Here is a 26,517-nt window from a genome sequence, read left to right as displayed (position 1 = left end):
ACGGCTGACGGCTGACGGCTGACGGCTGACGGCTGACGGCTGACCACTAACCCCTTCTTCTGAAATTAAATCAATAACAAAATCAGAACTGTATAAAAAACAAACTAATTTATTCGAGTTTATTGTTTACTTTACGCTAGAAATCGCTAGAATACGCCGGCTTAAATATATTCGTTCTTTTACAACCCAAAGGTAATGCTATGCATCCAATGTTAAACATTGCGGTTCGCGCTGCGCGTAACGCAGGCAAAATTTTACTTCGCGCAAGTGAAGACTTATCAAAAGTTGATGTACAACAAAAAGGCACTAACGACTTAGTGACTAACATCGACAAAGAAGCTGAAGCCGCAATTCGTGATACCATTTTAAAATCTTACCCTGATCACACTATCGTAGGTGAAGAGCTTGGTGAACATAAAGGTAAAGATGCAGATTACCAATGGATTGTAGACCCACTTGATGGCACTACTAACTTCATCAAGGGTATCCCTCATTTCGCAGTATCTATTGCACTTAAAGTTAAAGGTCGTTTAGACCAAGCTGTTATCTATGACCCTATCCGTGGTGAATTATTCACTGCTTCTCGTGGTCAAGGCGCACAGCTTAACAGCAAGCGTTTACGCGTAACTAAAACTAACGAATTAGCTGGTTCTGTACTCGCAACTGGTTTCCCATTCAAACAAAAGCACCACTTAGACGCATACTCTGAAGCGTTTAAAGCACTTTTCGTGCACACTGCTGATATCCGCCGTGCAGGTTCTGCTGCATTAGATATGGCTTATGTTGCAGCGGGTCGTGTTGATGGTTTCTTTGAAATTGGCCTTAAGCCATGGGACACAGCAGCAGGCGAGCTTTTAGTTAAAGAAGCTGGCGGTATGGTTGTTGATTTCGCAGGTGGTATTAACTATAACCAAAGCGGCAACATCATTTGTGGTGCACCTAAGTTAACTCAAGCGATCATTCGTGAAATTCGCCCAGTGTTAACTGAGTCACTACTTCGCTAATAGCGGTTGTAATGTAAAAATGCAAAAAAGGAGCTAAGGCTCCTTTTTTTGTGGCTGAAAATAATCGTTGTCGAGTTTTATCTCTATGACTTCACCTTCTTTAAATGGCAACTTAGCTAAGTCTTCAGCAAAGTAACTGGCAAATAATTGCTCAAATTCGCCCGAGCTTTTCATCGTGTTGAGCCCTTTTAATAATACCTCAGCTAGTTCAGGCTTGTGGTTACTGACAAAAAAGTAAAATGCTGTTGGATAACTAATATAAAGGTTAGGCACTATAACCAGCTCGTCACTTTTGATTTGTTCAATTTCAGACATGACTTCAATAAACGAACGTGGAAAATAATCTACTCGCCCTCTAATCACTAAGTTAAACATCGCTTGATAATTTGCCAGTGGCCTGACTGTTAAGCCGTTTTGCGCAAGGATTTTTGTATCAGGCCAATCATGGCCTTGAATGGCACTAAACTGCGCTAAATCTTGTTTCGTTTTTACATCTTTAAAACGCGGTAGAAACGCTCGTTTAGTGAGTAATGCGCGTTTACCAATGTAGCCTTTAAACAGAGATACTTTGACTGCTATTGCAAGGTGTTCTCGCTCGGGGCTTGTCATACTCCAAAACACATCGGCCTGCTTTTCATCGAGCATCAGCAAAGTGCGCTGTTGATGAGGGTGAACCAGAACTTCGTTGATTTCTGCTTGATAATTACTGGCGCGTAAAGCCGCTGCCAGCAATTCATGAAGGTAATAATCGCGTTTATAAAGTGGGCGTTGTTCAATCGCTAAATTGACCACATTTTTAGCTTCTGTGGTAAGGCTGTATCCTAGGCTTAGCAATACTAGGATTGCACTACATAGTCGCTTCATTGTTATTTTGTTTATTGTGTTTTTTTTAAGCTACACCCAGTTAAACAGGGACACAAGTAAAATTAAGCAAACTTAAAATTTCTTCATGAGCGGGCAGATATCGCTTCATCTTTATGGCTGCTTAAACGTACCACTGCGGGGGCTGGCCGGCTACGTTTACATACAAACAAGTGGCTACTCTGATAACGTTTGGCCTCTTTTTTCGCATCAGTTGCCAGCGCTGCGACTTGGTGGCTGTTAATACATAGCTCTAAATCAGGCTTAACTAAACCGATTGATAATGTAAGCAGTGGCACAAACTGCTTTTTACCTTCTCGATTGCTTGCCCAATAACCCCCTTGCTCAATATGTTCTGGTGTGAAAAAGGCCCGAGACTGCAGCTCAAACTTACTAATAATGTTATGGCAAACTTGCTCTGCATCATTTTTATCAAACACCACCATAAAGTCATCACCGCCAATGTGCCCGACAAACCCTTTGCTAGTACTACAGGCCTCGACGATGACTTCAGCAAGTAATTTTATAACGCTGTCACCACTGGCATAACCGTACAGGTCATTGAATTGTTTGAAGTGGTTTAAATCAACGTATGCGAGTGAGAACGGATAGTTATTACGAAGTCTCAGCTCAATTGCTTCGTTAATCGCGACATTACCCGGCAGCATAGTCAGCGGGTTGGCATGTTGTGCATGGCGGATTTTTTCTTCGGTAATGTGTTTTAAGATATTACGCAATGGCGCCAAACCTAAGTATTCACCATTTCGAGTGATCACAATATGGCGTCGAATATCAAACTCAAACTCGGTAATTTGCTGACTCACCGTATCGAGTAACTCGTTTTCGTCAACGATTAACGGCTGTTTATCCATTAAAGAAGTAACTGGCTGCTTATCATAAAGTGCATGGCCATAGGGAGCAGCAAACACTTCAGTGAGTTGATCTCGGTGTAATAAACCAACAGGAATATTGTGCTCTAATACGGCAAGACTAGTTAGCGTTTTATCTTGCTCAAAGATACTGTGGGCATCTTTACAGCGGGTTGTTGCTTCTATGCTGGCGTGCTCGACCGCCAACCAACCAATCGCCATAGACTGCTCAAAAGTATTGCTATTATCTGATGACTCTAAGTGCTTTAAGCAGTGAATATTTATTTCGTAACTTGGCTGTAAGCTCGGCCTTTCAAGTAAAAAGCCTTGTGCATGTTGCACACCTAAGCTTTCGAGTAAACGAAGCTCCTCTGCCCGTTCTATGCCTTCTGCGATAACTTGCGTATTGGTGGCTTTTGCAAGCTCTATAATTGACTTTAAAAACTCTTTTTTAACCACACTCTGATCGCAGTGGTCGATAAAGTAGCGGTCTATTTTTACAAACTCAGGGCATAGCTCAGACCACTGCTTTAAGCCCGAATAGCCAGCCCCTAAGTCATCAATGGCAATCGAAAAACCTAACTCACGATAATGAGCAATGGTTTTTAACAATAAAAAGCCATCATCGACTTTTTCTTGCTCTGTAACTTCAATTACTACCCGGTTAGTTGCAAGGCCAAAGTGTTCAACTAGGTGTAATGTTTCACCTTTAGGATGGCAAGGGTCGAGTAAGGTTTTAGGGCTTACATTTAAGAATAACTTGCCTTGTAAATTGAGTTTCACAAAGTTCTCAATTGCTCTACTGCGGCAAAGTAGCTCCAATTCAGAGATCTTATGGCAAGCAATTGCTGCGCTGAATAATGCACTCGGCATTTCTAATTCAGACCCTTTTGGGCCGCGGCTTAATGCCTCATAGCCCAAAATATGTTGATTAGAAATATCAAAGATAGGTTGAAACAAGGTCTCAATTGCACTGTTATCTAAGATCTGCTGTAGTTGTGCGTTCACCTTACACCTAGCGTTAGTAATACAAATAGGTGGGTAAATTATCAACCTTGTATGACAATTTTATGGCAAGGCTATGACGAGTGCAGACTACTCAATAGCGGTGATGAGCTCAAGTTGCTTAATGCGGGCAAAACTATCAGTCATTTTTAATTTAGCATTTTGGTAATCACTCGTAGCTAAATCAGCTTGTTGCGCTAATTTATAAACTGCAAGTGGATTAAGTAATAACTTTTGTGCATGATAACAGCTTGGTGCAGCAAACTCAGGTAGTTCTGGCTCTACATTAATTGTCATTTCATTCTGCAATGCATCTGCGTCATCACTTTGTTGTTGAAACTCTGTTGCGTCTGCCAGCGCATGCAAACTTGCCTCACACTCTGGCAATTGTGCTTTTAGGTTTAAAAACAAACCTGTTGATGAAGTAATTAACTTGAACGTCAGGTCTTGTAATTGCTGAGCAGCTGATTGGTTTTGTAGTGCCTCTACAACTTGCCAAGCTAAACCTTGGTAGCTGTCGAACTGCTGCTGAAGTGTTACCTCAGGTGTTTGCTGTACTTCTGTCTGTTTTGGCTCTGGCTTATCTTCACAAGCACTGAGCATTAAAAGTATAAACACGCTAAACATCAGGTGTTTCATAATGTCTCCGAGAGTATAGTTAGACTCGTTTTTAAAAATCATAAACAGCTGTAAAACTGTCACTTGTTACCAATTTAGTCAGTTTAGTCATACCAAGACTTACCTCAGCAACAGTGCTTCTGCTGTTAGTTCATTTGTAATGAGACTATTGATCATTCCTGATTCGATCGCTCCTGCAATGGCTGGCACTTTACTGTCACCCGCAGCAATCCCAATAACACGTTTATCATTTGATGGAGAAAGTACCGCACTCGTCACGCGATTATTTATTTCTGATTCGACGAGATGACCTTCACTATCGAAAATCCAGCTAATTACTTCACCTGTTGCACCAATAGCGTCAAGCGCAGCTAGTTCATGCCGAGTAACAAAGCCGTCTAAATGAAGGGGAGAATTTATTCCTAAATCTCCAACACCAACAAATGAAACATCCGCTTGTGATGCCAGTTGATGTACATTTTTAACATGCGTTAATTGCTGCCAATCTGCTTTATCAGCTTCAGATTCTGCTATAACTGGAACTGGCATAGGGAAATGTTGCGCACCAACCCTTTCTGCAACATGAATAGCTACTTCATAGCGACTTGCTGAGCCATCCTGAGCAATATTTCCAACTAAAGATACAATACGATGGTGTGGGCATTGCATCGTAGGTAGCTCTTCTGCGCATGCGCGCAACACTCTTCCAGTACCAAACGCAATGATTTTTGCATGGCGCTGCTTTAGTTGTCTTTCAATTTCTGCGGCACCCGCTTGAGCCAAACCAATGGTAGAATTAATATCGTTACTCTCGCTAGGCACCACTTCACAACTAAGCAAACCGTATCGATTTTGTAGCGCATCAGCAAGCTCCATACAGCGTCGAATTGGATGTTCTAATCGTACTTTTATTAACCCTTGAGATACTGCTAAAGCAACAAGCCTTTGCGCAGATTGGCGAGACGTATTAAGTTGCTTAGCTATTTCATCTTGTGTTTTACCAGCAACATAGTAGAGCCAGCCAGCCCTCGCTGCTTCCTCTAATTTTTGATTATCATTGCTAGGAATTGAAGCCATTTTATACGCCTGTTTGAACAATAAATGAGGTAAATGATTAGAAAAATCAGCTATTCAGCGGCTATTTTATACATAATCTGTCATGAATAACAATTTTAGGGTTCACACTCTAAACTAACAAGACACCTTACTAAATTTTGTTAAATATTAGTGAGGTGCCTATGTATTTCACAAAGAGACAATAACCGCAAGCCCTTCTCAGCGGCACAACAAAAGTCGTGCACTCGCTGCCAAATAACGTCGGTTTAAGCTTTAACTAAAAATTTAAACTTAGCTGCAAACCTGCAATCATTGCATTCTCAGCATCATTATCACCATTAGGGTCGATGATATACTGAATACTAGGCATTAACTGTATTGCTGGGGTAACAACATAGTTATAATTTAACTCAATCGGGTACTCATGATCCCTTACGAGTACTTCATCATCTGAAAAATTCGTATTATAAAAGCGCTGAGCGTCACTAAGCTCATTACTGACACTGTTTCGGCCCACAGCAAAACCAATACGGTCGTGTGGTCTACTAACTAAAGGTGCATCAATATATCCGCCAAAAGCCAAAACTTCGCCTATAGCGCTGACACTTTGATCTGCGTGAATCATACTCGCAAAGATACGTAAGCCACCTCCAGAACTATTTCGAGTTAGCTGTTGTTCAATATTAAAATAAAATGCATTATCAGTATCTTCTATAGCGGCCATATCACTTGTCGTGCCAGCAGGGTAACCCGCATTATTGACTAGTTTAGTTTTATCTAAACTGCTGCGGACAACGCCAAATCGATAATCTCCATCTAACCCATTCTTGTATTGGCGTTTATATTCCAACTCACCTACCAAGGTCGTGCCGTTAACCTCTCCTGATGTTGTTAATTTTAACCCTTGATTTAATGACATGGTTGCAGGGTTTGCATCATAACTGCCTAGTTTAAAAAGCAAATTATCAGTGACTTTGTATGTTAGTTGCACGCCTAGTGCACTAAGGGGGTCACCATACCAACTACTACTCAAATAATTGGATGAGCCACCACTGCAAAATGTTAGGTGCTGAAAGGCACAACTCATGGCAAAAAAATCAGCACTTGGGTAAATTCGACCCACTTTAATGCTAAGTTGATCTTCAAATAAATGCTGAGTTAGAGAGAATTGAGTTAAACGCGTTACATTGCCACGACCATAAATTTGTTGCGACTGCAGCAAAACTGGCAGGTTTGCTTTTTCATTAATAAGCTCGCCATTACGGTTGGTAAGCTCCACCTTAAATTCGGCACCCGACCAATTAAGCAATTTTTCTAAATTAAAGTAGCCACCGGCAAAAAACTGATCGGCATAAGCCGTTTCTGTACTTTCTCCCCCTTTTAAGTTGTGAGCTGTTTGACTGAAGTAGCCTAAGCGAACATCCACACCTTGCTCTGCTAGCTTATCTCTTGCCCCTAACCAACCGCCACTTAGATGGCTGTGAACATCAAAACTTTCATCTGCATAACCTGACTGAGAATACAGCAACATAATGGCTGCGATAGATTTAAGCCGAGCGACGTTTAAATAGCGTTCACTTTCCCCTTTCCATGTACGACAAAACTTTGGTTGTTGATTTGTGTTCATATGCGTGTTCTCCATTTTAATTTGCCCTAGCTGATCAACATCTTAGTATTCAACGCCCAAGAAAGAGCAAATGACATAAACATGAGCATATTCCTAACACAGAATATATTTGTCAACATCAAAAAATAGAGCTCAAATTCTAATTAAAAGAAATTAGAATCTGTGAAAGAGAAATTAAAATGGATAAAACTAATCCTCTTTCATATGAACACCATTTCATGAAAAATCAAAAACCAGCATAACCAACTAAAAAATAACAACTTTATCAAGATTGATTTAATGAAGCTTTAATTCCAGAACAAGAGCAATTACTTCGACTTATTAATGACAATCAGCCGGTTAAATAGACTGATTCATTAACATTGACAAACAGCAATCAAAATAGGATTATGCCCACGTGCAACCCATTTGCCCAAACAGGAAGATTTACTTTATGTAAATACTCAATGACAACAATCATGGGCGTGTTGATTTTTGAAATTTTCTATTTATCTAATAAAAAGTTTTAGTGTTAAACAATGAACACACAAATAAAGATGCAGTTAAGCTATTTGCTTACAAATCAGCATGCCTAAAAAGTACTGGGATCGTTACTTATGAATACTAATCATAAAGACCTAAACCATATAGAAGAAGAGCAATTACCTATTGCAAAACATAAGCTCAAAGGATGGAGACATTTTTTAGGTTTATACGCAGGAGAGCATGTTGCTGCTACTGAATTTGTATTTGGCGCAACCTTTGTCGCACTTGGCGCAACCATGACGGATATTCTGCTTGGCTTGCTAATTGGTAATATTCTCGCCGTGCTAAGCTGGACACTAATCACCACCCCAATTGCTGTTGAAACACGCCTGAGTCTATATACTTACCTTCAAAAAATAGCAGGAAACTCAATGACCCGGTTATATAACTGGGCGAACGTCATAATCTTTACGGTTATTTCTGCTGCTATGATCACCGTTTCTGCAACGGCTGTTCGCTTTGCACTTGATATTCCCGCGCAATTAAATTGGTATCCAACAAACGCATGGTTTGTCATGGTCGTTCTTGCCGTAGGCATTATCGTTGTATTGGTTGCTATGTATGGTTTTAACGCTGTATCGCAATTCTCAGGTATTTGTGCTCCGTGGTTATTTGTTATGTTCATCAGCGGTCCATTAGTACTCATGCCTGAACTTGCCAATTCGGTCATTGGTGAAACCTCTGTCTCGAGTTGGGGAGACTTCATGCACATTGGCAGTGTCTCTGTATGGACTGGGTTAGATGCCAATGGTGAGCCAGGCATAGGGCTATTAGAAGTCATTGGTTTCTCTTGGGCAGCAAACACCATCACTCACTTTGGTTTAATAGACATGGCTCTGCTGCGTTACGCGAAGAAAAAAAGCTATGGCTTATGCACATCAGCCGGTATGTTATTTGGTCACTATATCGCTTGGATCTCTGCAGGCATTATGGGTGCGGGTACAGCAGTTTTGGTGAAAAAGTCGATTACTGAGCTAGATCCTGGCGATGTTGCGTTCCATGCACTTGGGTTATCTGGGTTAGTTATTGTTATTGTTGCAGGTTGGACTACAGCAAATGCAAACTTATACCGAGCTGGTCTTGCTGCACAAGCTATATTTAGTAACCTTTCGCGTACCAGAACGACATTTTTAGTGGGCATTGTTACTGTTTTAATTGCTTGCTTTCCATTTGTATTTACTAAGCTACTGCCACTTCTTACATACGCAGGACTTTTAGTCGTACCTGTTGGCGCTATCGTTTTTGCTGAACATTTTTTATTTCCAAAGATAGGTCTAACTCGTTATTGGGTCACCTACAAAAAGCTTGAGCATAGCTCTGCGGCTGTTATTGCGTGGGCACTTGGCCTAGTGTTCGGATTTACACTAAACGCGATCAATATAATCCCATTCTACTACCTTTTCTTACCAACTTGGGTATTCAGTATTGTCGTATATATTTTATTAGCAAAACGCAATGGCGCTGCGCAGAAGTATCCTGAAGAAGAAGCAGAGCTAGCTAATTTTGATAAAAAAGTAGAAAGATTTCACGCCGAACAAGCAGCCAATGAGCCAGTATTTATTCTTGATCAGCGCCTGTTAACCAAAGTACTCACTGCGGTTGCTTGGTTAAGTCTAGGTGTTACTGTGGTGCTAGCAGCAAATGCCATGTTCAACTCACCAGATGTTGCTTCCTATGAACATAATAGAACGTTATTTTTCAATAGTGGATTCGCTTGTACCATCATTTACTTCGCGAGTGCGTATTGGGCTATGCAGCGTAAAAAACAATTTTCAGCCGTTTAACTGCTCGGGGGCAAAACATGAGCGCACTTTCTTTAAATAACTCAACACTGGGCTCTTTTCCTACATCTATATCAGTGCCGCGTTATAACCGACAATCACTAAAAGCTGGGATTGTCCATGTTGGTGTGGGCGGGTTTCACCGCTCTCATCAAGCTTTCTATACTGATAACTACATCAACCATACTGGCGATCTAAGTTGGGGCATTTGCGGTATAGGCTTACGCGAGGCTGATCGGGCTATAAAGCAATCTTTAGAAGCACAAGATTATCTGTACTCCCTATTGGTAAAGCACCCAAATGGCAAAACTGATACGCAAATAATTGGCTGTTTAACCGATTTTCTCTTAGCGCCAGATGATCCAGAAGCTGTTATAAATAAAATGGCCGCTGAGGAAACCCAGATTGTTTCATTAACAATAACCGAAGGGGGTTATAACTATGATCCATCAACCGGCGAGTTCGATTTTTCAAACCCCGATATACAACATGACTTAGCAAACCCAAACAAGCCAAAGCTGATTTTTGGCTACCTTGCTGCTGCTTTAGATCGCCGCAGAAAGAGTGGTCAAAAACCGTTTACAGTTCAGTCTTGTGATAATGTTCAACACAACGGTGATGTCATACGAAAAATGTTAGTTACTTACATTAGTTCATATGACTCAGAGCTTGCTGATTGGGTCGCAAATCAAGTTAGCTTTCCTAATGCAATGGTCGACCGTATTACGCCTGCAACCACAGATAAAGATATGGCTCTAGCAGAACAGCTGGGAGTGATTGATTCATGGCCTGTCACGTGTGAGCCTTTTCACCAATGGGTCATCGAGGATAAATTTTGTCAACAACGCCCAGCTTGGGAGAAAGTAGGTGCGCAAATAGTCAATGATGTAACGCCTTATGAAACCATGAAAATTCGCTTATTAAATGCAAGCCATACTGTTATGGGAATACTCGGATCTTTGCGTGGCTATCAAACCATAGAGCAAACAATTTCAGATCCCTTATTTGCTACAGTGGTAAGCAACTTCATGGATAACGAAGTAACACCGATTTTAGATGACGTACCTGGTATTGATCTAAGTGATTATAAGCGAACACTGATAGCTCGATTTGCAAACCCTAACATCAAGGATAGCCTTGCACGAATTTGCTCTCAAAGCGCAAGTAAAGTCTCCACCTTTTTAGTACCTACGATAGTAGAGAACCTTAAAATTGGTGAGAATGGTGCGATTGCTAATTTAGTAATTGCAGCTTGGTGCTTATACAGCGACACGCATTCATCTCAACAAGGTCAGCCTTTAGAGGTTATCGATGATATGGCTGAAACATTACAGCAGGCTGCTCATGCATCACGCATTTCACCACTTGCTTTTCTTGAGCAACCGAGCATTTTCGGCTCAATTATTGAGAACGAGTCATTTTGTAATGAATATAAATATTACATCAGCCAACTCTATGCGGGAGTGGCAATTGAGCAGATTATGGAGGCGGTGTTAAGTAGTTATAAGGCCAAGTAGTATCAGGCAGAGTAAGTTTAAAAATAAAAAAACCGCCCTAGGGCGGTTTCTTTTTGTATCACTGATTAAGGCATAGGATCGAGATCCGCGCCTTCTTTTTCAATTACTTCAGGAATTAAGTCTTCTTTACTTACACCCATTGCAATTGCTACAGCTGAAGCAACATAAACAGATGAATAAGTACCGATGAACACACCAAATAGTAATGCGGTTGCGAAACCGTGGATCGTTTGACCACCCCAGCCAAATAACGCAATCAATACTAGGATAGTGGTGATTGATGTTACTAGGGTACGGTTTAACGTTTGCGTTAATGAAATATCGATAATTTCAATCGTGTCATCAATGCGCACTTTACGGAAGTTTTCACGGATACGGTCAGATACAACGATGGTATCGTTGAGTGAGTAACCTATTACCGCCAAAATCGCCGCAAGAATCGTTAAGTCAAACTCTAGGCCAAGTACAGAGAATAAGCCTAGTGTGATGATAACGTCGTGTAATAGTGCTGATACAGCACCTACCGCAAAACGCCATTCAAAACGAAACGCCACGTAAATCAAGATACAGATAAGCGCAGTTAACATGGCAAGGCCACCCTGCTCTTTTAGATCTTCACCAACACTTGGGCCAACAAATTCGATACGACGCATTTCTACTGTCGACTCAACTTTTTGTAATGCCGTAATGATTTGGTTGCCAATTACTTCTGCTTTTACGCCAGCACCTTGCGGAGCAAGACGCACTAGAATTTCTTTACTTGAGCCAAACAGTTGCACTGAGAAATCTTCAAAGCCACTTTCAGTGATTGCATCACGTACTTCTTTAAGATCAGGTGCTTGTGTAAAGCCTACCTCAACAGCGGTACCGCCAGTGAAGTCGAGACCAAAATTTAAGCCTTTAGTAAAAAACGACACGAAAGAAGCCAAAATCAACAAAGTTGATAATGTCATGGCAAACTTTCTTAACTTCATAAACGGGAGTGTTTTACCACCGAGTTTTAAAATTTGCATGCTGACTCCTAAATCGACAACTTATCAATACGCTTACCGCCAATGAACAAGTTGATTACCGCACGGGTACCAACAATGGCTGTAAACATAGAGGTGATAATACCAATCGCTAGCGTTACTGCGAAACCAGCAATAGGACCTGTACCCACTGCAAATAGAATCACTGCTGCGATAAGCGTTGTGATGTTAGCATCTAAAATGGTGCTAAACGCGCTGTCGTAACCAAAATGAACGGCTTGTTGTGGACTACGGCCATCAGCAAGTTCTTCACGAATACGTTCGAAGATAAGTACATTGGCATCAACCGCCATACCTACGGTTAATACGATACCAGCAATACCCGGTAACGTTAACGCAGCACCCGGAATAAGCGACATCACACCAACAATTAATACTAGGTTGGCACCCAGAGCGATATTCGCCACCATGCCGAAACCTTTGTAGTAAACAAGCATAAATACCAGTACAAACACGAAACCAAGCACAACGGCAGTCATACCCGCTTCGATGTTCTCTTGACCTAGGCTTGGACCTACCGTACGTTCTTCAACGATTTGAATTGGCGCAACCAGTGCACCAGCACGAAGTAATAGGCTAAGGTTGTGTGCTTCAGCTGGGTTATCGATACCTGTAATACGGAATGAACGGTCAAGACGCGCTTGAATGGTCGCCACGTTAATCACTTCTTCAACTTTAATTGGCGGAAGTGCTTTACCGTTTTCATCTGTTTTACCTGATGGCTTGTATTCGATAAATACTGTAGCCATGCGTTTACCGATAGCACGCTTAGTGAACGCATTCATTTTTGCGCCACCTTTGCTATCTAGCGTAATACTAACTTGTGGACGTTGATACTCATCCATACCTGATTGCGCGCCAGTGATGTGGCTACCTTCAAGAATGATGCGCTGCTTAAGAACCACTGGGTAACCTTCACGCGCCATGATCATTTCTGTACCAGGCGGTAAACGGCCTTGCAGGGCTGCACTTGCATCTGCGTTTTCGTCAACTTCACGGAACTCTAGAGTTGCTGTTGCACCAAGAATCTCTTTAGCACGCGCTGTATCTTGTACACCCGGAAGTTGCACGATGATACGCTCAGCACCTTGGCGCTGTACGTTAGGCTCTGCAACACCGATTTGGTTAATACGGTTACGGATAATTGTTTCGTTTTGCTTGATAGCGTAGTCACGAATTTCTTTTAGCTTTTGCTCGCTCATGCTCACGTAAAAAGCATTGTCGCTGCTGCTATCATCAACGTAAACGTTTAATGGGTAACGAGTTGATAAGAAACGCTCTGCTGCGCTTTTATCTTCTTCGTTACGCATTTCAACACGTAATCGCTCGCTGTTCGCTACACGGCGAATGGTGCGATAACGCAGTTTTTCTTCACGTAAGTCACTTTTGAAATCTTGTTCCATTTGCTCAAGCTGAGTATCAACCGCCGTCGCCATGTCGATTTCCATAGTAAAGTGAACACCACCGCTTAAATCTAGGCCTAGTTTCATTGGGTTACCACCCAATGACTTTAACCACTCTGGTTGAGCAGGCGCCATATTGATTGCAGAGATATAATCTTCACTAAGGGAATCACGCAGTAGATCTTGCGCTTTTAGTTGATCTTCAACATTCTTAAAACGAACGAGGATTTGTCCGTCTTCAAGTTTGCTTGATTTAACAGTAACGTTATGTTCTTTGAGAGTCGCATTTACTTTATCGAGTACGCTGAGGTCAGCATCAGTACCTTTAGTGCCCGATACTTGTATGGCCGGATCTCGGCCATACAAATTTGGAGAGGCATATAAAATACCAACGACTAACACTACAAGAACAAGTAAATACTTCCATAATGGAAACTTGTTTAACACGTGTGAGTCCTTATTTTTATTGTTATAGCGACTTCATAGTGCCTTTTGGCAATACTGCAGAAACAGCTGATTTTTGTACTGTTACTTCTGCTTGGTCGTTTAATGAAATCACGATGAAGTCTTTGTCATCAGCGATTTTAGCAATCTTACCTACTAAACCACCTTGCGTTAGTACTTCGTCGCCTTTCGCCATTGCGCTCATTAGGGCTTTATGCTCTTTTACACGCTTAGCTTGTGGACGGTAGATTAAGAAATAAAATACCAGACCGAAAATACCCAACATGATTAGCATTTCCATGCCACCACCTGCTGGTGCTGCACCTGCCGCACTTGCGTGGGCGTTTGAGATGAATAAACTCATTTCACTTCCTCTTTAATTTTTCTAAAAATTTAATCTGATGTATCTGCAAGCTCTGGCACTTCTTGGCCGCGGCGTGCATAAAAATCTGCAACAAATTCTTCTAGTTTGCCATTACTGATGGCATTACGTAAGCCTTCCATCACGCGTTGATAATAACGTAAGTTGTGAATCGTGTTTAGACGTGCGCCTAAGATTTCATTACATTTATCAAGATGATGCAAGTATGCACGTGAATAGTTTTTACACGTATGACAATCACACTCAGGATCCAATGGACCGGTGTCTGTTTTATGTACTGCATTACGAATTTTAACAATGCCGCCAATTACGAATAAATGACCATTACGGGCGTTACGCGTAGGCATCACACAGTCAAACATATCGATACCACGGCGAACCGCTTCAACTAAGTCTTCTGGTTTACCAACGCCCATTAAGTAACGAGGCTTGTCTTCAGGCATTTTGTAAGCACAGTGGTCAAGAATGTTGATCATCTCGTTTTTCGGCTCACCAACCGATAAACCACCTAATGCATAACCATCAAAGCCGATTTCTTCTAGGCCTTTTTGCGATTGTGCACGAAGCTCAGGGTACATACCACCTTGGATAATACCAAACAGCGCAGCTGGATTATCACCATGACCTTCTTTTGAGCGTTTAGCCCAACGAAGTGACAACTCCATAGAATCTTTCGCTTCTTTTTCAGTCGCAGGGTATGGCGTACATTCGTCAAAGATCATCACGATGTCAGAGCCTAGATCACGCTGAACTTGCATCGCTTTTTCTGGCGAAAGCATGATTTTTTCACCATTAACTGGTGAGCTGAACATCACGCCTTCTTCTGTGATTTTACGCATTGCGCCTAAGCTGAATACTTGGAAACCGCCTGAATCAGTTAGGATTGGACGATCCCAATTCATAAAGTCGTGTAAGTCACCGTGCTGCTTAATGATTTCTGTACCAGGACGCAGCATTAAGTGGAAAGTGTTACCTAGGCAAATTTGTGCACCAGTATCTTTCACTTCGTCAGGCGTCATACCTTTTACAGTACCGTAAGTACCTACCGGCATAAATGCTGGCGTTTCTACAACACCACGTTCAAAAATCAAGCGGCCGCGGCGCGCTTTACCGTCAGTGCGGTCTAATTCAAATTTCATATTATCCTCAGTGTCGGAAAAACAGTCCAACAAGCTATAATTTAACCGCTCGATTCTACCCTGTTTGCAGGTTTATTACTATTAATTGAGCTAAATTCGAAAATAAAAAGCCCAGTTCAAAAACTGGGCTTTTTAACGTTATTTGCGCGTTAAGAACATCGCATCACCATAACTAAAGAAGCGATACTTCTGCTCAATAGCCGTATGGTAAGCACCCATTATGTTCTCTTGACCTGCAAAGGCACTTACTAACATGATTAAGGTTGATTCAGGTAAATGGAAGTTTGTCACCATGGCATCAACCACATTGAACTGATAACCCGGATAAATAAAGATATCGGTATCGCCAAAGTAAGTATCTAGTTTGCCGCCGTGCACTTTAGCTGCTGACTCTAATGAGCGGACTGATGTAGTCCCTACAGCGATTACACGACCACCTTTTGCTTTCGTTTCGGCTACCGCTTTAACCACTTCATCTGGTACTTCGATGTACTCTGAGTGCATAACATGCTCATCAACTGAGTCAACGCGCACAGGCTGGAATGTACCAGCGCCCACGTGCAAGGTCACAAAGGCCATGTTAATGCCCTTGTCTTTTAAGGCTGCCATTAATTTATCATCAAAATGCAGGCCAGCTGTTGGCGCGGCTACGGCACCTGGCTTTTCACCATAAACAGTTTGATAACGCTCACGATCTGACTCATTATCAGGGCGGTCAATATAAGGTGGTAATGGCATATGACCGATGTCGTTTAGGATATCGAGTACATTTTCGTCTTTGGCAAATTCAAGCTCAAAAAGCTCGCCATGACGCGCAACCATGGTTGCTTCTGCTTTACCTTCTAGAATGATTTTTGAGCCTGGTTTTGGCGATTTACTAGCTCGTACATGCGCAAGCACACGGTGTTCGTCAAGTACACGCTCTACTAACACCTCAAGCTTACCGCCTGATTCTTTTTGCCCAAACATGCGAGCAGGGATCACTTTGGTGTTATTAAAAACTAATAAGTCATTTTCATTAACGAGCGATAAAATATCACTAAATACTTTATGCTCAACTTGCCCTGATGGGCCATCAAGCGTCAGTAAACGACTGCTAGTTCGATCTGCTTTCGGAAAACGAGCAATTAATTCATCAGGAAGGTCAAAGCTAAAATCAGCTACGCGCATAGAGCATATCTCTCATTAATAAAAACGCGCCAAGTTTACTCTGATACGCCTACTACCTCAAGCAAAGCCCTAGGCCAAGTGAATGGCCGTTTACAGGTTTACACACTTAAGTGCTTATTAACCGCTTTTAGGTAAAGTTTGCTTGTAGATTAGGCAAAATGTCATTATTCTAGCCTATTCAATAAACATGGGTTAGGTAAGAGGTAGTAGCGCCATGGCAAAGCAGTTGAAACTGCTAATTTTAAACGCAAGCGTTGCTGAGCGTGAAACAATTAAGACCACATTAAACAAACTTAATGTCTTCACGTTTATCGAAGCCAGTGACTCTCAAGATGCGCTAAAAATTCTTAAAAGCCACCCAGTGGATATTATCATTACCGGTCTTGAGGTTGGTAAGATTGATGGTTGGCGTTTTTCGCGCATGATCCGTTCAGGGTTATTAAAAACACCAAAAAACACACCTATTTTACTTACTCCACCAATTTATTGTGAACGTATAGCCGAAACCACGGCTCGCAGCTATGGCATTGATGCCGTATTGCCATTTGAACGCCAAGATATGCTGCCGCAAATGTTAGCCAACGTGTTATCAACCCATCTTGAGAAAAGTAGTCGCCTTAATTTATTGCTACTTGAAACCGATAGTCGCAAAGCAAAAGATATTAGCGAGCAGCTTAAACTCAGTTTTGCTATTACTCACACCACGTCTACAAAAGCGACGCTAGCTACTTTTTTACAACAAAAATTTGCCATTGTATTGATTGACGCCACCGAGTCTCATTCTGATACCGCAGCTGGGTTAATTAGCGAAATATTACAACACAACCCAAAACAAGCGATTGTAACCATCATTGATAACAATGATGCAGATTACGCGGAGCAGTTGTTACTTTCTGGCGTTACTGATTTTATTCGCGCCCCTTACGATCACTCGTTATTAAGCAAAGTGTGTGACCACGCTGCTCGTCGTGAAGATTTCATGGTGAGCTACGCAGAGTTTGCACAAAAAGTAGAACAACTAAGCCAAAGTCAAAGCCGTTATAAAGAGCTGTTTTCTGCCCACCAACGTATTTTATTACACCTAAATACGGTGGTACTTGAGTTTAACCAAGAGGGTAATATTCGCTTTATTAACCCTGCTTGGGAGCATTTAACGGGCTATGGCATTAAATCTAGTTTAGCAAAGTCACTAACAGACTTTTGCTTACCTGAGTGCAAAACAAAGCTACAAGATACCATTCAGCGTATTTTGCTTGGTGGTGAGCAACAGCAACAGGTAGAGATCCAGCTAAAACATAAAAATGGTAATGCCATTTGGGTTGAATGTCGCTTACAACTAATAAAAAATAGCCAAAACTCAGCGACTATTACCGCCACTATCGATAACATTCATGAGCGTAAACAGGCAGAGCTACAACTTCGTCATTTAGCCTTGCACGATACGCTCACAGAGCTGCATAACCGTTATTACTTTGACCAACAATTACAACGTATTTGTAAAGCCAAGTACACCAGTAACGATACAGAGCATGCCCTGATTTATATCGACTTAGATCACTTTAAAATCATCAACGACAGTAAAGGTCACCAACAAGGCGACATCGTTCTAAAAGAAGTTGCTCAGTTATTTACAGCGAATATCAGTGATGAGCACTTGGTGTGCCGCATCGGTGGTGATGAATTCGCCGTGATCTTAAAAAATACGAACCTACTCGATGCACACTTGGTTGCAGAAAGCATTTGCATGGCGATTGAAAAACACCGTTTTCATTCAGAAGGCCAAGAGTACTCAATTAGCTGTTCAATTGGTTTAACACAAATCACTGAGCAAAATAACGATCCAAGTGAATGCTTAAAACAAGCTGATATCGCTCTTTATGTAGCAAAAAGCTTAGGACGTAACCTCGTTCATTGCTACTCTAAAGAAGACTCCAGCCACAATAGCTTACAAGCGGGTTTAGAGTGGGGGCACAGTATTCGTCAGGCATTACAGCACGATGCTATCGAGCTTCACTATCAGCCTATTTGGGACTTTAAGCGCGGCCATGTTGCCTATTTTGAAGCGCTATTACGCTTAAAATTAAACGATGAAATTGTTTACCCAAATCAATTTATCCCAGCTCTTGAACTTCTAAACGATACATTTTTAATGGATCAATGTGTTATTCGTAATGCAATTAAGAGTGTTGCCGAGTACCCGGAGCTCAATCAAATAGCAATTAACTTATCAGCACAGTCGTTTTTAGATGAACGCTTACTGCCTCATATTGAGTCGAGCTTAAAAGAATATGCTGTTGAACCAACACGTATCATTTTTGAGATCACAGAGTCTGCGAGTATTAATAACCTGGTTGCAACCCGTGCCATGATCGAGCGTTTGAACGGCTTAGGGTGTCACTTCTCAATTGATGACTTTGGTACAGGCTTTAGTACCTTCAACTACCTTAAACAATTACCGGCTCAACATGTAAAAATTGATGGTTCATTTGTTCGCGACATGCTGAACGACCCAATCGATTTAGCGCTGGTAAAAGCAATTAATGATATTAGCCGTTCCCTTGATAAACGCTCTGTTGCTGAATATGTTGAAAATCAAGAGATATTTTTAGCGCTAAAAGATATCGGCGTAGATTATGGGCAAGGTTACTTCATTGCTCGCCCGATGCCTGTTGAAAAAATAACGGCTGAACTTAAAAAAATATCTGAAAATAATCTGTTTAACTAACAATTATCTAGCCTATTTAGAGCAAAGCTTGATACATTTTTAAACATTTTTTCTAAGAAATTTTGCTTCCATACTGACAATACTCATCTATACTTAAATCCACAGCAAGGTTAAATGTCGTGTTTTTATGGTGATTATCTATAATAAACATGACATTACTTATTATATTAAACATACTAAGCATAACTTAACATCGTTAAGTCCATGTATTGGCGGTATAATGGAGAAAAGTGATGACACAACTAATCGTTTTGTTGCTGATTGTAAATCTAGGGATAGCGTATCAATGTTACCGTAATGCGAGCTTAAAAGGGTATCCGGTAAAAACCTTTACAGGGTTAGGTTTAGTACCTTACTTTAACTTAGTCGTGTGGGTTTACTTGTTGTTTTTACCCGACTTAAAACCATTTTCAATGAATGAAAAGCAGCCACTTTAGGCTGCTTTTTTAGTTGGGAGACTTTAAAAACTATAAGTTGATGCTTTTTCGAGTAATTGCGCGGCTTTTATATCGCCAACCACACACTTTTTAATGTCAGACTTTTTAAACACTTTTACTTTTTCAGTTTTACCTTCGCTAACACCACGGATGATAAAGCTCACATGTTCATCGTTAGGCAGGCTTCTTAAACCGCTACCATAATCACATAGAGTCAGAGATAAGCTTTTATCTACTTGCTGTGCTAGGGCTGCTAGCTGTTGCTTTTGCTCTTTTACGCGGGCTTGTTTTTTCTCAGCTAACTCTTTGCGCATTTGCTGCTGCTTTTGTGATAACTTTAGCTGTTGCTTTTCAAGCTCTTTAATCGATGCTTGTAATGCTTGTTTACGTTTTTCGAGCTCTTGCTCTTTGGCATCCTTATCGTGACGACGATCAAATTCAAGGTCGCGCTTTTCACGTTCAAGATCACGAATTTCACGGCTTACATCGCGCTCTTGCTCAGCCACTTCACGTACTCGCTCTGCACTTTCGCGCATCACTTCCATAGCTTGTTGGTAGGCTTCTTGCGTTTTCACTACCACCGCATCGCTGATCACTTGCACATGCTCGCCTAGTACTTCTATTTCAGTGAGTTCTTCAAAATCAATATCAGGCATGGGTGGCAACGGCGCATCGGGCACAGAGGCAAATACTGTAGACCAGCGTGAACTGCCTCGTACATCAAAGCTAAACACCACGCCTTGATGCTGCAAATAACTCGAAGAGACATTCCTTACCTTGTTATCAGTATCTTGTTTTAACGCCGCTGAGAGAATCTTTTCCATAATCCCGACTTCACGCTGAATTTTATCCAATTCATCATTTGCTTGTGCTTGCACACTTACTGCTGCGCAAAGCAATAATGCAGCCGTAGTTGATTTGTATTTTGACATCTTAATACTCCAAATTGTTGGCAACGGTTGGCAATGGTCCGCCTTCCACTTGCTCTGCTAAATCATTTAACTGCATACGTAAGTATGCTTGGTCTTGGGCACGCTGTGTTTTGATATAAGCCAGCACGCTGGCAATATCTTCTTGGCGCTCTACTCGCCCGGTTTTAATCGCTTCTTTGGCCAGTTGGTACATCTGCTGTTGCTGCACTTCGTTTTGCGCAGTAATGATATTTTGTAACTGATCAATTTGCTTTTGTTGTGACTCTAATAAATTAGTTTGCTTAGCCACTTGCTCTAGTAACTGCTGGTTTCCTTGCTGCGGATTACTAACAAAAACCCACGCGCAAAATACTATTGACGCAGCCACTGCCCACACCCCAGCACCAAAAAACAGACTTTGTTTTTGTACTTTGGGCATCGTAGACTCTCGATCCCAATTTGGTACGGGTACCGTTTCATAATGTTGACTTTGTTGTTGCCACTGCATTGCATTGTTCATCATTGATGCATACTCAGCATTGGCTTGTAGCAACGCAATTTGCTCATCAGTTAGGCTTTCACCCTCTAACCATGCGGTAAATAATGAATCTAAATTAGCCATCTACGGCCTCCAAATGCACTTTTAACTTACCAAGCGCACTGTATAGTCTTGATTTAGCTGTATTGGTTGAAATACCCAATTGCTCAGCTATTTCTTCAAATGTACAGTGCTGAAAAAACTTTAACTCCACCACCAAGCGTTGCTCCCAGGGTAAATTGTTCATCATTGCTTTGAGTTCATGATGCTGCTCAGATTGCAGTTGATTGGTTTCTAACTCACTATGCTCGCAGCTTTCTTCTGGTATATCGTCTAAACCTTGATGCAGCTTACGGCGGCGGTAATATTCAACACTACGCCTATGCACAATTTGATAGAGCCAAGTATTGAAACTCGATTCACCACGAAAGCTCGGTAAGCTTTTATAAACAGAAATAAACACTTCTTGCATTAAATCCATTGCATCATCAGGGTGACTTAACATCCTTAGGCAATAGTTATATACCTGTGTTTCGTGCTGCTTGACTAATTTCAACCACGCCCGTTTATTACCCTGTTGCGCTTTAGCAATTAGTGTCTCAAGTGATTGAAAAAACACGCTAGCCTCGTCATCTGATCTGCCTTTAATGGTTTTGTTATTATGTTAGTCGAGGGAAGGAAAAAAATAGTTTGCTTAAATTATAAAAAACCCCAAATATTTTTTATTTGGGGTTTTTTGTTCATTGACCGTCTAAGCTACATTGCTTATTGAGAAACAGCTCTAGCTGCTGGCTAAATAGCCTAAAGTCTCTGATCCGGCCCGTGGTTTTACGCCACACGATACCAATATCTCGGTATGCATCATTTTGCGATGGTGTTGCGACCATCTCTTTTTTATCTAAAATGCCCGCATTGATAGCCATTTGTGGTAAAAAAGTAACACCAAGCTGGTGTTCAACCATACTTAATAGCGTATGTAAGCTTGCCGCTTCAAATGGGTTAATACAACTTGAGCGATTCAAATGGCAAGCACTTAGTGCATGGCCAGTCATGCAGTGCTCACGTTCTAGTAAGAACACACTCGCATCCGGTAAAAGATTAAAATCTTCCACACCATCTGCTGGAGTATAATCTTTATGATGCACTAGACTGAAGTGGTCTTTAGCAAGTACTTGTGTATGAAACTTTTCAGTGTCATACGGTAAAGCCAGCAATGCCATATCAATTTGCCCATGTTCAAGTTTGTCGAGCAGTTTGTCACTGGTGTCTTCAACTAGCACTAGCTCTAACTCGGTAAAGGTCTGTTTGCAGAAATGATATAAAGGTGCAGCAATAAAGCTGGCAATCGTCGGGATCACACCAAGCGTGAGAGTGCCACTCAAAGGCGTTAAAAAACTCTTTGTCAGCTCTTTAAGGCTAAGGGTGTCGTCAATAATCTTACGTGCTTTTTCGACAACCTCTTCACCAATTGCGGTAAACATTAAGCTGCGGTTTTCACGCTCTATAAGTTGGCAACCTAAGGTTTCTTCTAAGTTTTGAATTGCACTACTTAAGGTTGATTGACCGATAAAACAAGCGCTTGCTGCGCGGCCAAAGTGTTGATGTTGGTGGACTGCTAATAAATACTGTAGTTGTTTAATACTTGGTAAGTTATTCATTCTCTACCTGCAAATAAAAAGACCCCAATACCTAAGGCATTGAGATCTTTTCAAGCTAAAAGTCTTTTAGTACTTTTTATACCCCGAAGGCAGTTCTCAGTACATAGAAAATAACAATAGCAAGGGCTGCGCCAACTGGCAATGTAATTACCCAAGAAACTACAATGTTTCTTACAACACCCATGTTAAGAGCCGCAATACCGCGTGCCATACCAACACCTAGTACCGCACCTACAAGTGTTTGCGTAGTAGAAATAGGTAAACCAGTACCTGATGCGATAACAACTGTTGAAGCAGCAGCAAGTTCAGCAGCAAAACCACGGCTTGGTGTTAAGTGTGTGATACCTTCACCGATTGTTTTAATTACTTTCTTACCTAAGATAGCAAGACCAGCAACAATACCTAAACCACCTAGTGGTAAAATCCACCATGCGATAGCCGCTTTCTTAGCGATTTCACCGTTGTGCTCAACAATGTTTACAACAGCAGCTAATGGACCAATCGCGTTAGCAACGTCGTTTGAACCGTGTGCGAATGCCATACAACATGCTGTTAGTACCATAAGTACTGCGAACACTTTCTCAACGTTGTTGAACTGCATTTTCTTATCAGCTTTAGGATCGATTTTAAGGCGAGCAATCGCAATCTTACCGATGATAGCAACTACAACAGCAATCGCGATAGAAAGCGCATAACCTTCAACAGCACCTAAGTTAATACCGATATGCTTCAAGCCTTTCTTGATTGTTACAAGTGACATGATGAAGCCCGCTAGACCCATATAGATAGGCACGTAACGCTTAGCATTTTTAAGTGGTGCATCAGTGTCAAAAATTAGCTTTTGCGCACTCATGAAAATCAAATAAGCAATAAAACCAGAGATAGCAGGGGTAACAATCCAGCTACCTACGATACCCATTACCTTGTTCCATTGGATTGCTTCACTACCTACTGCAACCAATGCGAAACCAATGATGGCACCAATGATTGAGTGAGTCGTAGATACTGGCCAGCCTAAGAAAGAGGCAATTAATAACCAGCTACCTGCAGCGAATAACGCGGCAATCATACCGAGTATCATTAACTCAGGTATGTCCATAAATGGCGTGGCATCGATAATCCCTTTACGGATTGTAGATGTAACCTCACCACCGGCAAGGTATGCGCCAGCGAATTCAAACACCATCGCGATGATGATTGCTTGTTTAATTGTAAGTGCTTTTGAGCCTACTGATGTACCCATTGCATTGGCAACGTCATTTGCACCAATACCATAAGCCATAAAGAAACCGACTGCGGCGGCAGTTAAAACCAATAACGTGCCGTAATTTGCAATGATATCCATTGTGTGAACCTTTAATTTTTTTCGTGTTTGAACTGATTTTTAATTAACGAGCTAACATCAGCTCAAGACGAGAACCTACGCGCTCTGCAATATCTGCAAGCTCGCCCACCCACTCAATGATCTTGTATAAGAACATCACGTCGACTGGGTTAAGTTCATTTTCGATGGCGCGCAATTGACGGCGAATTTTGATCTGCATGTCATCCGTGTCTTGTTCAATAGCGTCCAATTCAACGAGCATTTTTTCAACTAAAGTCACTTCGCGACCTTTGAAGCCCGTTTCAAGCAGCTCATCTAGCTCATTGATTGCTTTTGACGCTTGTTTAGTCGCATCAACACAACGAGTTACATAAGCAAGGAAATCTGTTTGGATTTCGGTAGGTATGATCATCTCACGACCAACTACACGACCTGCGATATCTTTTGCTTTGTTAGCAATTTTGTCTTGTTGAGTAACAAGCTCTAGCAAATCGGTACGCTCAACTGGCATAAATAAGCCACGAGGTAGTTGAAGGCGGATGTTACGTTTCATTTCATCAGCTTCACGCTCTAAATTACGAATGTTTAAACGGATTTCTTCCGCTTCTTGCCATTCTTCTTTAAACACGTGATTAAAGAAAGGGATCAATGCTTTACTTGCTTGATGTACTTTCTTAATGTGATCTTCCATAGGCTTAATAGGTGATTTAGCAAAAACCCCTAAAAATGCATTTGTAGGCATAACTGACCCTTTATAAATTAGTATGCTTTGGCAGCTGCGAATTTTACAGCATTGTGTTCGATTGTGAACGCTTTTTCTGCCTTACATCAGCAATAAAACACAAAGCGGCCCTAGGGCCGCTCGATTTAATAATGAAAAGTAGCGGCTTAATTACAGCGACTTTTCTATATCTGCTTGAGATGTATGACGAATATCTTTACCGTTAACAAAATAGATGATGTATTCAGCAATATTTTGGCAGCGATCGCCAATACGCTCTAATGAACGTACTGACCACACTAAATCCATAATTTTCGGGATTGAGCGTGGATCTTCCATCATATATGTCATAATTTGACGGGTAATTGCTTCGTATTCACGATCAACTTTAGCGTCTTCTTTATGTACTTCAAACGCACATTGCACATCCATACGTGCAAATGCATCAAGTACATCATGAAGCATTTTCGATACTTGGCGACCCATGTTTTCAATGTTTACCAGTAAGTCTTGCTGATCTTTAGTGAATGAGTCTAGCGCAACTTTAGCAATACGCTCAGCTTCATCACCAATACGCTCTAAATCGGCAATTGTTTTTGCAATGGCAATGACAAGACGTAAGTCACTCGCTGCCGGCTGACGACGAGCAATAATGCGTGTACATTCTTCGTCAATATTCACTTCCATTGCATTTACTTTATAGTCGTTTTCACGAACTTTCTGTGCAAGATCTGCATCACCATTGCTAACAGCATCCAGTGCACTGTTTAATTGTTGTTCAACTAAACCACCCATGTTTAATACATGGTTACGCACATTTTCAAGCTCTTCATTAAAGCGGCCCGAAATGTGTTTATTGATATTATGTTCCATTGTCTACCTCTATAAATTTCGTTTACGGTACCAAGTAACTTTATTAACTAACCGTAACGGCCTGTAATGTAGTCTTCTGTTTTCTTCTTGCTTGGTGTTGTAAATAACGTATTGGTATCTGAATACTCAATCAACTCACCCATGTACATAAACGCAGTTTGGTCTGATACACGAGCAGCCTGTTGCATGTTGTGAGTAACGATTACCACGGTAAACTTATTCTTTAAGTCGTTAATTAGCTCTTCGATAACTAAAGTAGAAATTGGATCTAGTGCCGATGTAGGCTCATCCAGAAGTAGTACTTCAGGCTCGATAGCAATTGAGCGAGCAATTACAAGACGCTGTTGCTGACCACCCGATAGGCCAAATGCACTATCGTGTAAACGGTCTTTAACTTCATCCCATAACGCCGCGCCACGTAAAGATTGTTCAACCACTTCGTCTAGTTTACGCTTTTCTTTAATACCTTGTAAGCGTAGGCCATAAACGACATTTTCGTAGATTGATTTTGGAAATGGATTAGGACGTTGGAATACCATCCCGACATTTCTTCGTAGTGCAGCAACATCTACATTCTTATCATAGATATTGTGACCATGTAGTAAGATCTCACCATCAATACGACAGCTATCAACAAGGTCGTTCATACGGTTGATACAACGTAAAAGTGTTGATTTACCACAACCCGATGGACCGATAAATGCTGTTACCTGACCTTTCGGGATGTTCATATTTACGCCGCTAAGCGCTTGTTTATCACCGTAGTATAGATCTAAGTTTTTAATCTCTAACGCTGTTTGCTCTGCAGTTAGGTTATCTAAATCTAGCTTTGCCGCGCTTTTCGCTTGGTTTACTTGTGGTGCAACTGTAATCATCTCTGTCTACCTATAAAAATTCT

General features: G+C 41.4%; 23 protein-coding genes. 5 read left to right on the top strand and 18 right to left on the bottom strand.

Features of this window, described 5'->3' with window-relative positions; all coding sequences use genetic code 11:
- The first annotated feature begins 200 nt into the window (after positions 1–200).
- On the top strand, positions 201–1,004 hold the full coding sequence (gene suhB, locus AOG27_RS08030) for an inositol-1-monophosphatase (protein WP_054552496.1): 804 nt from the start codon (positions 201–203) through the stop codon (positions 1,002–1,004).
- Between the two features lie 33 nt (positions 1,005–1,037).
- On the opposite strand, the gene AOG27_RS08025 is transcribed toward suhB, so the two are convergent.
- The 5 genes from AOG27_RS08025 to AOG27_RS08005 form a co-directional block, all read right to left on the bottom strand.
- Positions 1,038–1,868, bottom strand: coding sequence for a substrate-binding periplasmic protein (locus tag AOG27_RS08025; protein WP_054552495.1), 831 nt, complete (start codon positions 1,866–1,868; stop codon positions 1,038–1,040).
- 83 nt (positions 1,869–1,951) lie between these two features.
- Complete coding sequence (locus AOG27_RS08020) at positions 1,952–3,742, bottom strand: GGDEF domain-containing protein (RefSeq protein ID WP_054552494.1); 1,791 nt, start codon at positions 3,740–3,742, stop codon at positions 1,952–1,954.
- 87 nt (positions 3,743–3,829) lie between these two features.
- Entirely contained in the window at positions 3,830–4,378 is a 549-nt protein-coding gene (locus tag AOG27_RS08015; protein WP_054552493.1) for a hypothetical protein, read from the bottom strand.
- Between the two features lie 99 nt (positions 4,379–4,477).
- Complete coding sequence (locus tag AOG27_RS08010) at positions 4,478–5,434, bottom strand: sugar-binding transcriptional regulator (RefSeq protein ID WP_054552492.1); 957 nt, start codon at positions 5,432–5,434, stop codon at positions 4,478–4,480.
- Between the two features lie 256 nt (positions 5,435–5,690).
- Complete coding sequence (locus AOG27_RS08005) at positions 5,691–7,040, bottom strand: carbohydrate porin (protein ID WP_054552491.1); 1,350 nt, start codon at positions 7,038–7,040, stop codon at positions 5,691–5,693.
- Between the two features lie 596 nt (positions 7,041–7,636).
- Here AOG27_RS08005 and AOG27_RS08000 point away from each other — a divergent pair.
- Together AOG27_RS08000 and AOG27_RS07995 are read left to right on the top strand one after the other, a co-directional pair.
- Positions 7,637–9,349, top strand: coding sequence for a purine-cytosine permease family protein (locus AOG27_RS08000; RefSeq protein WP_054552490.1), 1,713 nt, complete (start codon positions 7,637–7,639; stop codon positions 9,347–9,349).
- 17 nt (positions 9,350–9,366) lie between these two features.
- Positions 9,367–10,863, top strand: coding sequence for a mannitol dehydrogenase family protein (locus AOG27_RS07995; RefSeq protein WP_054552489.1), 1,497 nt, complete (start codon positions 9,367–9,369; stop codon positions 10,861–10,863).
- Positions 10,864–10,928: 65 nt separating this feature from the next.
- On the opposite strand, the gene secF is transcribed toward AOG27_RS07995, so the two are convergent.
- The 5 genes from secF to queA form a co-directional block, all read right to left on the bottom strand.
- On the bottom strand, positions 10,929–11,876 hold the full coding sequence (gene secF, locus AOG27_RS07990; protein ID WP_054552488.1) for a protein translocase subunit SecF: 948 nt from the start codon (positions 11,874–11,876) through the stop codon (positions 10,929–10,931).
- 8 nt (positions 11,877–11,884) lie between these two features.
- The gene (gene secD / locus AOG27_RS07985) at positions 11,885–13,744 is read right to left on the bottom strand and encodes a protein translocase subunit SecD (RefSeq protein WP_054552487.1); all 1,860 of its coding nucleotides are present in this window, start codon (positions 13,742–13,744) and stop codon (positions 11,885–11,887) included.
- 22 nt (positions 13,745–13,766) lie between these two features.
- The gene (gene yajC / locus AOG27_RS07980) at positions 13,767–14,105 is read right to left on the bottom strand and encodes a preprotein translocase subunit YajC (protein ID WP_036973302.1); all 339 of its coding nucleotides are present in this window, start codon (positions 14,103–14,105) and stop codon (positions 13,767–13,769) included.
- Between the two features lie 29 nt (positions 14,106–14,134).
- A complete protein-coding gene (tgt, locus tag AOG27_RS07975; protein WP_054552486.1) occupies positions 14,135–15,262 on the bottom strand; it encodes a tRNA guanosine(34) transglycosylase Tgt in 1,128 nt (375 codons plus the stop codon).
- Positions 15,263–15,400: 138 nt separating this feature from the next.
- The gene (queA, locus tag AOG27_RS07970) at positions 15,401–16,432 is read right to left on the bottom strand and encodes a tRNA preQ1(34) S-adenosylmethionine ribosyltransferase-isomerase QueA (protein WP_054552485.1); all 1,032 of its coding nucleotides are present in this window, start codon (positions 16,430–16,432) and stop codon (positions 15,401–15,403) included.
- Between the two features lie 214 nt (positions 16,433–16,646).
- Between queA and AOG27_RS07965 the strand changes: the two genes are divergently transcribed.
- Together AOG27_RS07965 and AOG27_RS07960 are read left to right on the top strand one after the other, a co-directional pair.
- Positions 16,647–19,157, top strand: a complete 2,511-nt coding sequence (locus AOG27_RS07965; RefSeq protein WP_054552484.1) for an EAL domain-containing protein — start codon at positions 16,647–16,649, stop codon at positions 19,155–19,157.
- A 233-nt stretch (positions 19,158–19,390) separates the two neighbouring features.
- A complete protein-coding gene (locus AOG27_RS07960) occupies positions 19,391–19,594 on the top strand; it encodes a hypothetical protein (RefSeq protein WP_054552483.1) in 204 nt (67 codons plus the stop codon).
- 23 nt (positions 19,595–19,617) lie between these two features.
- On the opposite strand, the gene AOG27_RS07955 is transcribed toward AOG27_RS07960, so the two are convergent.
- The 8 genes from AOG27_RS07955 to pstB all read right to left on the bottom strand — a co-directional run bounded on the left by AOG27_RS07955 (position 19,618) and on the right by pstB (position 26,494).
- Positions 19,618–20,526, bottom strand: a complete 909-nt coding sequence (locus AOG27_RS07955) for a hypothetical protein (RefSeq protein ID WP_054552482.1) — start codon at positions 20,524–20,526, stop codon at positions 19,618–19,620.
- 1 nt (position 20,527) lies between these two features.
- Positions 20,528–21,127 carry a hypothetical protein gene (locus tag AOG27_RS07950; RefSeq protein WP_054552481.1) on the bottom strand — a complete coding sequence of 200 codons (600 nt, stop codon included), beginning with the start codon at positions 21,125–21,127 and terminating at the stop codon, positions 20,528–20,530.
- Positions 21,120–21,662, bottom strand: a complete 543-nt coding sequence (locus tag AOG27_RS07945; protein WP_054552480.1) for an RNA polymerase sigma factor — start codon at positions 21,660–21,662, stop codon at positions 21,120–21,122. Before AOG27_RS07945 ends, AOG27_RS07950 begins: the two co-directional genes overlap by 8 nt.
- Positions 21,663–21,783: 121 nt before the next feature.
- Positions 21,784–22,701 carry a hydrogen peroxide-inducible genes activator gene (locus AOG27_RS07940; RefSeq protein ID WP_054552479.1) on the bottom strand — a complete coding sequence of 306 codons (918 nt, stop codon included), beginning with the start codon at positions 22,699–22,701 and terminating at the stop codon, positions 21,784–21,786.
- A 76-nt stretch (positions 22,702–22,777) separates the two neighbouring features.
- Entirely contained in the window at positions 22,778–24,046 is a 1,269-nt protein-coding gene (locus tag AOG27_RS07935; RefSeq protein WP_054552478.1) for an inorganic phosphate transporter, read from the bottom strand.
- Between the two features lie 43 nt (positions 24,047–24,089).
- Positions 24,090–24,767 carry a TIGR00153 family protein gene (locus tag AOG27_RS07930; RefSeq protein ID WP_054552477.1) on the bottom strand — a complete coding sequence of 226 codons (678 nt, stop codon included), beginning with the start codon at positions 24,765–24,767 and terminating at the stop codon, positions 24,090–24,092.
- Positions 24,768–24,917: 150 nt separating this feature from the next.
- Positions 24,918–25,619, bottom strand: a complete 702-nt coding sequence (gene phoU / locus AOG27_RS07925) for a phosphate signaling complex protein PhoU (RefSeq protein WP_054552476.1) — start codon at positions 25,617–25,619, stop codon at positions 24,918–24,920.
- A gap of 47 nt (positions 25,620–25,666) precedes the next feature.
- Positions 25,667–26,494, bottom strand: coding sequence for a phosphate ABC transporter ATP-binding protein PstB (gene pstB / locus AOG27_RS07920; protein WP_054552475.1), 828 nt, complete (start codon positions 26,492–26,494; stop codon positions 25,667–25,669).
- Positions 26,495–26,517 lie beyond the last annotated feature (23 nt).

The sequence above is a fragment of the Pseudoalteromonas lipolytica genome (genome assembly GCF_001306915.1).
Lineage (GTDB): Bacteria > Pseudomonadota > Gammaproteobacteria > Enterobacterales > Alteromonadaceae > Pseudoalteromonas > Pseudoalteromonas simplex.
This window is presented reverse-complemented; position numbering and strand designations above follow the sequence as displayed.

Excerpts from the sequence above, each read along its gene's own strand:
- AOG27_RS07930 (WP_054552477.1), bottom strand. The coding sequence starts at position 24,767 with ATGCCTACAAATGCATTTTTAGGGGTTTTTGCTAAATCACCTATTAAG.
- AOG27_RS08005 (WP_054552491.1), bottom strand. The coding sequence starts at position 7,040 with ATGAACACAAATCAACAACCAAAGTTTTGTCGTACATGGAAAGGGGAA.
- pstB (WP_054552475.1), bottom strand. The coding sequence starts at position 26,494 with ATGATTACAGTTGCACCACAAGTAAACCAAGCGAAAAGCGCGGCAAAG.
- AOG27_RS07940 (WP_054552479.1), bottom strand. The coding sequence starts at position 22,701 with ATGAATAACTTACCAAGTATTAAACAACTACAGTATTTATTAGCAGTC.
- AOG27_RS07955 (WP_054552482.1), bottom strand. The coding sequence starts at position 20,526 with ATGTCAAAATACAAATCAACTACGGCTGCATTATTGCTTTGCGCAGCA.
- phoU (WP_054552476.1), bottom strand. The coding sequence starts at position 25,619 with ATGGAACATAATATCAATAAACACATTTCGGGCCGCTTTAATGAAGAG.
- AOG27_RS07965 (WP_054552484.1), top strand. The coding sequence starts at position 16,647 with ATGGCAAAGCAGTTGAAACTGCTAATTTTAAACGCAAGCGTTGCTGAG.
- AOG27_RS08015 (WP_054552493.1), bottom strand. The coding sequence starts at position 4,378 with ATGAAACACCTGATGTTTAGCGTGTTTATACTTTTAATGCTCAGTGCT.
- AOG27_RS08010 (WP_054552492.1), bottom strand. The coding sequence starts at position 5,434 with ATGGCTTCAATTCCTAGCAATGATAATCAAAAATTAGAGGAAGCAGCG.
- tgt (WP_054552486.1), bottom strand. The coding sequence starts at position 15,262 with ATGAAATTTGAATTAGACCGCACTGACGGTAAAGCGCGCCGCGGCCGC.
- AOG27_RS07935 (WP_054552478.1), bottom strand. The coding sequence starts at position 24,046 with ATGGATATCATTGCAAATTACGGCACGTTATTGGTTTTAACTGCCGCC.
- secF (WP_054552488.1), bottom strand. The coding sequence starts at position 11,876 with ATGCAAATTTTAAAACTCGGTGGTAAAACACTCCCGTTTATGAAGTTA.
- AOG27_RS08000 (WP_054552490.1), top strand. The coding sequence starts at position 7,637 with ATGAATACTAATCATAAAGACCTAAACCATATAGAAGAAGAGCAATTA.
- AOG27_RS07995 (WP_054552489.1), top strand. The coding sequence starts at position 9,367 with ATGAGCGCACTTTCTTTAAATAACTCAACACTGGGCTCTTTTCCTACA.
- AOG27_RS08025 (WP_054552495.1), bottom strand. The coding sequence starts at position 1,868 with ATGAAGCGACTATGTAGTGCAATCCTAGTATTGCTAAGCCTAGGATAC.
- yajC (WP_036973302.1), bottom strand. The coding sequence starts at position 14,105 with ATGAGTTTATTCATCTCAAACGCCCACGCAAGTGCGGCAGGTGCAGCA.
- queA (WP_054552485.1), bottom strand. The coding sequence starts at position 16,432 with ATGCGCGTAGCTGATTTTAGCTTTGACCTTCCTGATGAATTAATTGCT.
- suhB (WP_054552496.1), top strand. The coding sequence starts at position 201 with ATGCATCCAATGTTAAACATTGCGGTTCGCGCTGCGCGTAACGCAGGC.
- AOG27_RS07960 (WP_054552483.1), top strand. The coding sequence starts at position 19,391 with ATGACACAACTAATCGTTTTGTTGCTGATTGTAAATCTAGGGATAGCG.
- AOG27_RS07950 (WP_054552481.1), bottom strand. The coding sequence starts at position 21,127 with ATGGCTAATTTAGATTCATTATTTACCGCATGGTTAGAGGGTGAAAGC.